This is a genomic window from Lysinibacillus sp. FJAT-14222 (assembly GCF_001278875.1).
GTDB lineage: Bacteria > Bacillota > Bacilli > Bacillales_A > Planococcaceae > Lysinibacillus > Lysinibacillus agricola.
Genome location: NZ_LIYL01000072.1, coordinates 1 through 654 on the forward strand (window position 1 = coordinate 1; position 654 = coordinate 654).

Sequence of the window (654 nt, forward strand, 5' to 3'; positions counted from 1 at the left end):
CAAAAAATTTCCCTCGTTTCATTTTGTAGTATTTGAGAGCTCTCCATATAGAATATGTAGCAATTAAATCTATGAATGGACGTGTATACTAGTTTTTTACTGATTATTATTATAGAAAAAATGGCAGTTGAAAATTCGATTTATCAACTGCCATTTCTAAGATTAAATTTTTTTCAGTACCCTCGAATGTCCTTTTATTCTAATATCCTCCTCTAAAAATTAGAGATTAACAAGATTTAGTAGGACTTATAACAGGAGGATCTATTATGGACTAACTGGAGGAGTAAGCCCTAAAAGAATAGGAGTTAGTACATTAGTGCCTGCTCCAAGGCGAACTTGTTGAACTTGCAGTACTTTTACAGTAAGCTCTAGTACGATTTTTTCACGTAATGTGTCGAAAGTGCCTTCTGGGTCTGCCATAACTGGTGAAAAATCAAGTTCAAAGAAGTTCGCAGCTACTAATTCGCCAAATGGTTGTTCATTGTATTTAACGAGATTTTGGAAGAACGCCTTATCCAATCGAGCATCCATTTGCGTAGTTTCGTTAAGGAAGTTCGCTTCGGCAAACTCAGAAATCCCTAAGATTGGGAAAGGACCTCCTATTGTTTGTGGGAAAGTAAGGTCTGTAAAACCAGAAAACGGAACATCGGCAAT

General features: G+C 36.2%; 1 pseudogene. It reads right to left on the reverse strand.

What is annotated here, in order from left to right:
* Positions 1–264: 264 nt before the first annotated feature.
* Positions 265–654: pseudogene (locus AN161_RS27125) on the reverse strand (Uracil permease); the annotation flags it as partial.